Origin of the sequence: Pontibacter rugosus, assembly GCF_042678745.1 — a bacterium.
Taxonomy (GTDB): Bacteria; Bacteroidota; Bacteroidia; order Cytophagales; family Hymenobacteraceae; genus Pontibacter; species Pontibacter rugosus.
The window spans coordinates 1-4,502 of record NZ_JBHTLD010000298.1 but is presented as its reverse complement, the minus strand read 5'-3'; the positions used below and the strand labels follow the sequence as shown (position 1 = coordinate 4,502).

Below are 4,502 nucleotides of genomic sequence, written 5' to 3'. Positions count from 1 at the left end.
CTGCTCTTTGAGTTTAGTTTTATTTTTCTGTTACCTATAAAAAAGCTCCGGGTCTGGCTTGTGTTAATAGGTGTAGGTATGCATTTATCTATTGCTTTTGTATTTCCGATCCCAACATTTGGAGTAACATTTGCGGGCATATATATGCTATTGCTGCCGATTAAGTTTTGGGATAGGCTGCAGAGGGAACCAAAGGCTAATAGCAAGTCTATCTTATTTTTTTCTGAAGAAAACATTAGGACACATAGATTAATGCTGTTTATAAAGCACTTTGATGTGGCAGGTAAATTAACTTATGCCCCATCAGCACAACCGGCGGCATTTATGCTAAATGTTGGTAAGAGACAGGTGCAGGGGCCTGATGCTTTAAAGGCTGCGATGTATAAAACAGTAGTTTTGGCGCCTCTTGCTGTCTTGATACATTTTTCTTGGGTTCGTAAGGCAGGGAAAGAAATATTAGACTTAATTCCGCTAAAGCCACAGGGACAACAAGAGCCAAATGAACAAGAGGCTTTGAAGGTGAAATTAGTTTATTATTTTGTTCTTTATTTAGTTTTTGCCCAGCTGATTAAAACGCTGAACTCTCCTTTAGTAACAAAAGTGACTGATGCCGTAGGTGTAGCGGCAGCGAGAGATTTTTTAGAGATGTTGTTTCTGCCTGCGGCTGTTGTAAATACAAAGCTGCTGGGGATAACGGAAAACCTTGTGTATACAGGATTTGAGGAGGATACGTATGAGGTGTTTGGGATACAATATATCACTCCGGAGGGGGCAAGCGTGTGGCTGCCTATTGTGGAGCCAAGTGGTATGGCGTCTCCGATGCACTTTGGCAGGGGAGGAGGAGGTGCGGTTGCCATTTCTGATAGCGAGCAGTCAAAACACCATAGTTTGGTGAGTATTACTAGCTTTTGGGCTAACAAGCACGGTGTTTGGTTGGGAGATGCAACTTTCCGTGTGTTAAGTAAACCAATAAGTATACAGCTGACCTGGGAGAGAGACTTTCTGAACAAACAATTGAGCAGGCCTTGGCAGAAAGCTGGCAAACTAGTTTGGAAGAACAACAAGCCGTACCTGCACATGAACTAACTTCTATAAACAGAGCAGACCCCTTAGCTTATGTTTGCTATCAATGCCAAAGCTATTACCGGCTGCTTATATTGTAAGAATGTTAACTTGAATTAACATTAAGTGCACTTGCTATGTAGCTCCTCTAAGGCAACCAATATCAAAAAGTCTCTTATATTTGCTAATAACTTAAGTTCACTTCCCTGGTTGGAGGTAGTATAACCTTAAACTGAAAAAATAAAATGACTGGAAAATCAACAAGAATTATTTATACCATTACCGATGAGGCGCCAGCTCTGGCAACTCGCTCTTTCTTGCCAATCGTACAGACCTTCACGAAGGCAGCTGGCATCGAAGTAGAGACAAGAGATATCTCACTTGCCGGACGTATACTCGCTACTTTCCCGGAGAAACTGACGGAAGAGCAGAAGCAAGGCGACGACCTGGCTTACTTAGGCGATCTGGCTAAAACTCCAGAGGCGAACATCATCAAGCTTCCAAATATTAGTGCCTCTATTCCGCAGCTGAATGCGGCTATAAAAGAACTGCAGGAGCAGGGCTATAACATCCCTAACTACCCATCTGAGCCTAAAAACGACGATGAGCATGAGGTGAAAACACGTTATTCTAAAATTTTAGGTAGCGCGGTAAACCCAGTGTTGCGCGAAGGTAACTCTGACCGCCGTGTGGCTGATGCTGTGAAGCAGTATGCTAAAAAGAACCCGCACTCTATGGGTGAGTGGTCATCAGACTCTAAAACGCATGTAGCTCACATGGAGAGCGGCGACTTCTACGGCAGTGAGCAGTCTGTAGTGGTAGACAAGGCTACGGATGTACGCATTGAGTTTGTTGGCGCTAACGGCGAAACAAAAGTACTGAAAGAGAAAGTAGCTCTGAAAGCAGGCGAGGTAATGGACTCTTCTGTGATGCATGTTGCAGAGCTTAACGCATTCTTCGAGAAAGCAATTGCCGAGGCGAAGGAGCAAGGTATACTTTTATCGCTGCACCTGAAGGCTACCATGATGAAGGTGTCTGACCCTATCATGTTTGGCCATGCGGTTAAAGTTTTCTTTAAAGACGTGTTCGAGAAGCACGGCGCTACATTCAAAGAGATCGGCGTTGATGCGAACAATGGTCTAGGCGATGTTTACAACAAAATCAAGAGCCTGCCAGAAGATAAGCGTGCTGAAATAGAAGCTGACATCAAAGCGGAGTATGCGAAGCGCCCTGAACTGGCGATGGTAAACTCTGATAAAGGCATCACTAACCTGCACGTACCAAGCGATGTAATTATCGACGCATCTATGCCTGCGGCTATCCGCTCTTCAGGCAAAATGTGGGGCACGGACGGTAAACTGCACGACACAGTGGCTATTATACCTGATCGTTCTTACGCCGGTATTTACCAGGAGGTAATTAAGTTCAACAAAGAGAACGGTGCCTTCGACCCAACAACGATGGGTACAGTGCCGAACATCGGTCTGATGGCACAGAAAGCAGAAGAGTATGGCTCGCATGACAAAACTTTCAAGATGACTGCCGCTGGTACTGTACGCATGGTAGATGCGGACGGTAACGCGCTGATGGAGCAGAAAGTAGAGCAGGGCGACATCTTCAGAGCTTGCCAGACGAAAGACCTTCCAATTCAGGACTGGGTGAAGCTGGCGGTAACAAGAGCCCGTATAACGAACACGCCAGCTATTTTCTGGCTTGATCCACAGCGTGCGCACGATGCGAACCTTATCAAGAAAGTAGAGAAGTACCTGCAGGACCACGATACAAACGGCCTGGAGATTAAAATTATGTCGCCGGTTGACGCTATGCGCTATACGTGCGAGCGTGCCAAAGCTGGTAAAGATACTATCTCTGTAACTGGTAACGTTCTTCGCGACTACCTGACAGACCTGTTCCCAATCATAGAGTTAGGCACAAGTGCTAAAATGCTGTCTATCGTTCCGTTGCTGGATGGCGGTGGCCTGTTCGAAACAGGTGCCGGTGGATCTGCACCGAAGCACGTAGAGCAGTTTGTTGAAGAGAACTACCTGCGTTGGGATTCTCTTGGTGAGTTCCTGGCACTGGCTGTATCGCTGGAAGACCTGGCGTACAAAACCAACAACGATAAAGCTAAGGTGTTGGCGGAGGCTCTTAACAAAGCAAATGCTGAGTTCCTGGAGAAAGACAAATCACCTTCTCGTAAAGTGGGCGGCATCGACAACCGTGGCAGCCACTTCTACCTGGCCTTATACTGGGCGCAGGCACTAGCCGAGCAAAACGATGATCAGGAGCTGAAGGAGCGTTTCTCTAAACTGGCAAAAGAGCTGACAGACAACGAGCAGAAAATTGTTGACGAGCAAATTGCAGCACAAGGCAAGCCTGTTGACATCGGTGGTTACTTCCACCCAGATGAAGAAAAGACAAGCAAAGCCATGCGCCCAAGCGAGACGCTGAACAACGCTTTAGCCAGCTTCTAGTCTGAAGTATAAAATATAAAAAAGGAAAGGCTGCCTGAGAGATCGGGCAGCCTTTCCTTTTTATACTTGATATAAGAGAGCTCCGTATGCCGCAAGTTTAGCGGAGCGCAACTTGTGGCTATGTATGACGCCAGTTTGCAACTGGCGTAAATCTCATACTTATACTTCCGCCTTTACAAACTGGCTCCATACCCACCACCTTTACCGCTTCGCTCAAACTGGCGGTATGCTCGTATAGCATACCATGAGCCGAAACTATAAGATCAAGGACCATAGTAAGCTGCACTTTATCTCATTTGCAACTGTAAATTGGATTGATGTTTTCACTAGGCCTGCCTATAAAGACATAGTAGTTGATAGCCTGAATTATTGCATTAAGAACAAAGGCTTGGAAGTGTATGCCTGGTGCATCATGTCTAATCACGTTCATCTTATCATCGGCTCACAAGCAGAAATTCAATCGGGTATCATTCGGGATCTGAAAAAACATACTTCTAAAACTATAGTTAAAGCTATAGTTGATAATCCGCAGGAGAGCCGCAAAGAGTGGATGCTCTGGATGTTTGAGCGTGCAGGTAAACTAAACACGAATAATCAGACCTTCCAGTTTTGGCAGCAGCATAACCAGCCTATTGAGCTAAACTCAAATTTCCTGATGGAACAGAAGCAGGACTATATTCACAACAATCCCGTTGAAGTTGGCTTCGTGTGGGAACCACAGGATTATCCTTACAGCAGCGCCATAGACTATGCCGGGGGAAAAGGTATGGTAGAAGTTATACTTCTTGAATAATCATATTGCCAATTTGAGCGAAGCGGTTAAGTATAATCTCAGCTATAAAGCTGTTACCGTTACCTTGATACCTATACTTACGCCAGTTACAAACTGGCACCATGAACAGCCACAAGTTACGCTGCGCTAAACTTGCGGCATAGAAACATTTAAAAAGAACTTACTTCTTCTTA

The 4,502-nt window shown here is 45.3% G+C and carries 4 protein-coding genes; 3 read left to right on the top strand and 1 reads right to left on the bottom strand.

The window, feature by feature from the left end; translation table 11 throughout:
- Positions 1-236, bottom strand: a 236-nt coding sequence (locus ACFQ2O_RS20165; protein ID WP_377532309.1) for a hypothetical protein, incomplete at its 3' end; no start/stop codon positions are given.
- Between the two features lie 16 nt (positions 237-252).
- Between ACFQ2O_RS20165 and ACFQ2O_RS20160 the strand changes: the two genes are divergently transcribed.
- The 3 genes from ACFQ2O_RS20160 to ACFQ2O_RS20150 all read left to right on the top strand — a co-directional run bounded on the left by ACFQ2O_RS20160 (position 253) and on the right by ACFQ2O_RS20150 (position 4,329).
- The gene (locus ACFQ2O_RS20160) at positions 253-1,086 is read left to right on the top strand and encodes a hypothetical protein (protein WP_377532306.1); all 834 of its coding nucleotides are present in this window, start codon (positions 253-255) and stop codon (positions 1,084-1,086) included.
- Between the two features lie 221 nt (positions 1,087-1,307).
- Complete coding sequence (locus ACFQ2O_RS20155) at positions 1,308-3,536, top strand: NADP-dependent isocitrate dehydrogenase (protein ID WP_377532303.1); 2,229 nt, start codon at positions 1,308-1,310, stop codon at positions 3,534-3,536.
- Between the two features lie 244 nt (positions 3,537-3,780).
- Complete coding sequence (locus tag ACFQ2O_RS20150; protein ID WP_377532300.1) at positions 3,781-4,329, top strand: REP-associated tyrosine transposase; 549 nt, start codon at positions 3,781-3,783, stop codon at positions 4,327-4,329.
- Positions 4,330-4,502: the final 173 nt, after the last annotated feature.

Excerpts from the sequence above, each read along its gene's own strand:
- ACFQ2O_RS20155 (WP_377532303.1), top strand. The coding sequence starts at position 1,308 with ATGACTGGAAAATCAACAAGAATTATTTATACCATTACCGATGAGGCG.
- ACFQ2O_RS20150 (WP_377532300.1), top strand. The coding sequence starts at position 3,781 with ATGAGCCGAAACTATAAGATCAAGGACCATAGTAAGCTGCACTTTATC.
- ACFQ2O_RS20160 (WP_377532306.1), top strand. The coding sequence starts at position 253 with ATGCTGTTTATAAAGCACTTTGATGTGGCAGGTAAATTAACTTATGCC.